General features: G+C 36.7%; 5 protein-coding genes, 2 tRNA genes and 1 pseudogene. 6 read left to right on the top strand and 2 right to left on the bottom strand.

Annotation, left to right across the window (positions count from 1 at the left end):
* The first annotated feature begins 92 nt into the window (after nt 1-92).
* Nucleotides 93-168 (top strand) — tRNA-Val (locus tag GSY74_RS08610).
* A gap of 78 nt (nt 169-246) precedes the next feature.
* Nucleotides 247-323: transfer RNA gene (locus tag GSY74_RS08615), tRNA-Asp, on the top strand.
* 153 nt (nt 324-476) lie between these two features.
* On the opposite strand, the gene GSY74_RS08620 is transcribed toward GSY74_RS08615, so the two are convergent.
* Nucleotides 477-866 (bottom strand): septal ring lytic transglycosylase RlpA family protein, encoded by a 390-nt coding sequence (locus GSY74_RS08620; protein WP_164664700.1) that lies wholly within the window; start codon nt 864-866, stop codon nt 477-479.
* A 55-nt stretch (nt 867-921) separates the two neighbouring features.
* Between GSY74_RS08620 and GSY74_RS08625 the strand changes: the two genes are divergently transcribed.
* The 4 genes from GSY74_RS08625 to GSY74_RS08640 are packed head-to-tail and all read left to right on the top strand — an operon-like array spanning nt 922 to nt 2,984.
* Nucleotides 922-1,596: a HesA/MoeB/ThiF family protein gene (locus GSY74_RS08625; protein ID WP_164664701.1), complete on the top strand. Its 675-nt coding sequence runs from the start codon at nt 922-924 to the stop codon at nt 1,594-1,596.
* 46 nt (nt 1,597-1,642) lie between these two features.
* Nucleotides 1,643-1,978 carry a hypothetical protein gene (locus GSY74_RS08630; protein WP_164664702.1) on the top strand — a complete coding sequence of 112 codons (336 nt, stop codon included), beginning with the start codon at nt 1,643-1,645 and terminating at the stop codon, nt 1,976-1,978.
* An 11-nt stretch (nt 1,979-1,989) separates the two neighbouring features.
* A complete protein-coding gene (locus tag GSY74_RS08635) occupies nt 1,990-2,379 on the top strand; it encodes a RidA family protein (RefSeq protein ID WP_164664703.1) in 390 nt (129 codons plus the stop codon).
* Nucleotides 2,379-2,984, top strand: coding sequence for a transglutaminase family protein (locus GSY74_RS08640; RefSeq protein WP_164664704.1), 606 nt, complete (start codon nt 2,379-2,381; stop codon nt 2,982-2,984). Before GSY74_RS08635 ends, GSY74_RS08640 begins: the two co-directional genes overlap by 1 nt.
* Here the strand turns inward: GSY74_RS08640 and GSY74_RS08645 are convergent.
* Nucleotides 2,985-3,365: pseudogene (locus GSY74_RS08645) on the bottom strand (NADP-dependent isocitrate dehydrogenase); the annotation flags it as partial.

Consider the following 3,365-nt stretch of genomic DNA (forward strand, 5'->3'; position numbering starts at 1 on the left):
CTAGTGGCCAAGGATATTGCGTTTTCATCGCAAAAACAAAGGTTCAAATCCTTTAGGGGTCGCCATAGTTTTATCCATAAAAACAATTATAAGGTCGCTTAGCTCAGTTGGTAGAGCGCTACCCTTACAAGGTAGATGTCACAAGTTCGAGTCTTGTAGCGACCACCATTGTAGGTTCGATAAAATCGAACAATATTAAGATTACTTAAGGTGATTTTAGATACAATTCTTTTACATTTTATAGGTGCGGTGGTAGTTCAGTTGGTTAGAATACCTGCCTGTCACGCAGGGGGTCGCGAGTTCGAGTCTCGTCCACCGCGCCACTCTTATTTTAAGTCAAATCATATCTTTTAATATATTTAGTTTCCAATTTGGAGCCAATGGCTTTAGCTCAATGCCGTTGAATTAACGAGGCTGAAGCCATCGTTTCCTTATATGCAATCTTCATTTTCGGAATCGGCGTGTTTACACCCGAACTATTTTTTTCTTCTCTTTTGTTTATAAAGCACTTTCAGTTTCAGTTTAGCAACTCCCTTTTTCACATACCCCAGTTTTTTAGCAGCCAAATAAGACAAATCCATAATTCTACCTTTAGCATAAGGACCACGATCATTAACACGAACGATAATCGAACGACCATTTTGAAGATTAGTCACCTCTACCATAGTATTAAATGGAAGCGTTCTATGAGCAGCCGTAAAATCATACATATTATATCGTTCTCCACTAGCTGTTAGACGACCATTAAACTGTTTGCCGTACCAACTAGCTTTACCAGTTTGGATTTTATTACCTTTTGCATAGAGCATAGAGGATAAAGTCAAGAAAATTAGAGTCAAAATTGTATATCTGTTTAATTTATTCATAATTCTATTATACTAATTTTTTTATCTTCTTAGATAAGTTTTGCTACACTTGCACATGATAAAAACAAAAGATTACTTTAACAGACAGATTCAACTATGGGGTGAGGAGACTCAAACCTCACTGGAAAAGAAAAAAATAGCTATTATTGGCTCTGGTGGACTAGGCTGTAGCCTCGCTCTGGCTCTGGGAACATCAGGTATTGGCTATATTGATATAGTGGACTTTGACACCGTTGGTCTACACAATATCCATAGACAAGTCGCCTTTGGTCTAAAAGATGAGAACCGTCTAAAAGCAGAAGTTACTAGAGAGATGATAGAGGCAAAAAATCCTTTTGTCACAGCTAGAGCTTTTAATATTGATTTTGAAACATTCAAAAAGCTTGAAAACTCCTATGACCTTATACTCGATGCTACAGATAATCTACAAACGCGTGAATCCATCGACAAATATGCAAAAAGTAGAGATACACCGTGGATATATGGAAGTGTTGAAGCATTTCATGGACAGGTCTGTTTTTTTGAGAATGCATCATTTCAAGTTTTCAATATCTCTGACCACAAACCAGCAGGAATAACAGCACCGATTGTGATGCACATAGCTTCACTTCAAGCCAATTTGGCACTTCGTTATCTTGCAGGGTTATCTGTAGTCAAAGACAAACTCTACTATCTCTATTTCAATAGTGATGGAGAGCTAATCACTCAAAAATTTGCTATGCCATCTTAATATTTTTGTGTTAAAATACTGCATTAATTAAAATAAGGATTATATCATGAAACTAAAACTGGCTATTTTAATCACCTTTATACTACTATTGGGTGGATGTACACAAGAGACCCAAAATAAACTAAGTCGTTCTATCCAAAACTGGACAGGGACTAATGGAACTTTAGAGGTTTACGCAGGTAATAAACTGGTTAAAAAATTCATTAAAATTGATAAGCTCTCAACTGCTTCTGGAACCGATGATGGAACTACTCGTCCATACCGATACGGATATGGATACAATGATAAGAACTTCAATGGCAAAAAAGATGATGGCGAAAAAAGAGTATATTTTGAGTTCTCTGACTACTCAACAAGCTATATATTTTACGAAGACAAATAGAAAGGACTAAAATGAAATTTATCTCTACTGACCTAGCACCTGCTGCTATTGGACCATATTCACAAGCTGTAGTTGCTAATGGTATGATATACACCTCTGGGCAGATTGCTATGAATGAGAAGGGTGAAATCGTTGCAAATGATATTATAAATCAGACACATCAGGTACTAAAAAACCTTTTTTATGTACTAGAGGCATCAAACGCACACTTCAATGATGTAATCAAAACTACAATATATCTAGCAGATATGGATGACTTTCTAAAGATGAATGAGGTCTATGCCCACTATTTCGGCTCTCACAAGCCTGTACGAAGTACTGTTGCTGTCAAAACTCTGCCAAGAGATGTACTGATAGAGATTGACTGTATTGCTATAGCAAATTCTGACTACTCAGCCTAATGCAATCCAAACTATCTACAATACTTTCAAAAGTTATTATAGGTAGTTTCGGACTCTATTTCCTCTATATATTTATCTCTGCCCTCTTTATCGTAGATAGACGGCACATCGGTACAGAAGATGGAACCTATATCAACAGTACAACAGATGACCCCTATATAAAAAAACTTGCCCATGATTTAACACAAAAGTGCAGTAGTAATCTATGTAAAGTTCAAAATATCTTAAACTATGTCACCCATATCCCTTATAAAATCAACTATTTCAGTGCAAACTCTCCACAAGAGACAATACAGAAAAACTTCGGTGACTGTGATGATAAGAGTAATCTACTCATCTCCTTGCTCCATGAGCTAGATATTGAGAGTTATTTTGTATTAGTTCCCAAGCATATTTTTGTTATTGTGGCTCTTGATGAAGTTCACCTGAACCGTTTTGTAGAAGGATTATATATCAATGGGAGAAAGTACTATATCTTAGAGAGTACCGCCAAAGGGTCTGCGATAGGTTTTCCATTGAACTATAAACTCTCTGAAATCTCTAATATTATTGAGCCTTTTGAGAATCGGAAGTTGGATATTGGTGAGTTGGAGTGGAGGTTGTAAATTTTTATTGAACTCTTCTACTTTTTGAGCCATAAGACCAATGTTTTGCATTGTACCCATTGTGGTTACATCGTATTGACCGTTTTTAACACAATCAGCTAACATTTCAGCATGGAACATAGCGTAAGTAGAATCAGGTATAACTGCTACACATTCAACTGCGTCACCGTTTCTGTCCCACTGTTTACCACCTTCACGAACAACCACAGGCATAGAAGCATCGATTATTACATCGTTAGATGCGTTGAAGTTTGTTGTTCCTTTATCAGAGTCAACCATTGCAAGTTTTGGAGCATCTGATTCAAGTGCTGCTAAGAAATCTGCTTTGATTTCAGCTTCTTTTGCATGACCAGCAATTTTTGACTCTAAGTCAGACATACC

The organism is Sulfurovum sp. bin170 (genome assembly GCF_010892395.1).
Classification (GTDB): domain Bacteria; phylum Campylobacterota; class Campylobacteria; order Campylobacterales; family Sulfurovaceae; genus UBA1140.

Bases quoted from the DNA above. Each gene is read 5' to 3' on its own strand.
- GSY74_RS08630 (WP_164664702.1), top strand. From the start codon at position 1,643: ATGAAACTAAAACTGGCTATTTTAATCACCTTTATACTACTATTGGGT.
- GSY74_RS08620 (WP_164664700.1), bottom strand. From the start codon at position 866: ATGAATAAATTAAACAGATATACAATTTTGACTCTAATTTTCTTGACT.
- GSY74_RS08640 (WP_164664704.1), top strand. From the start codon at position 2,379: ATGCAATCCAAACTATCTACAATACTTTCAAAAGTTATTATAGGTAGT.
- GSY74_RS08625 (WP_164664701.1), top strand. From the start codon at position 922: ATGATAAAAACAAAAGATTACTTTAACAGACAGATTCAACTATGGGGT.
- GSY74_RS08635 (WP_164664703.1), top strand. From the start codon at position 1,990: ATGAAATTTATCTCTACTGACCTAGCACCTGCTGCTATTGGACCATAT.